General features: G+C 42.6%; 1 pseudogene. It reads left to right on the top strand.

Going from position 1 to position 237, the window contains the following annotated elements:
* A pseudogene (locus CA600_RS30760) lies at positions 1–237 on the top strand (bifunctional metallophosphatase/5'-nucleotidase); the annotation flags it as partial.

Genomic DNA, 237 nt, shown 5'->3' with positions numbered 1-237 from the left:
ATGACTTTCGGCAACCATGAATTTGATAAAAATTCTGAGACGCTTTCCAATTTCATCCGTAAAGCTGAATTCCCTTTTGTCTCATCCAACGTAAATTTCTCTGCGGATGAAATCCTAAGTAAAATGTTCACCAATGAAATTGGTCGGTCGGGTAACGCAGCAACCATCTACCCTGCACTGATCAAAGAAGTAGACGGCGAACAGATCGGTATCATCGGCCTGACGACAGAAGATACA

The sequence above is a fragment of the Paenibacillus sp. VTT E-133280 genome (assembly GCF_002264385.1).
Classification (GTDB): domain Bacteria; phylum Bacillota; class Bacilli; order Paenibacillales; family Paenibacillaceae; genus Paenibacillus_AQ; species Paenibacillus_AQ nitricinens.
The sequence above is the reverse complement of the archived record's forward strand: the minus strand, read 5'-3'. Positions and strand labels throughout refer to the sequence as shown.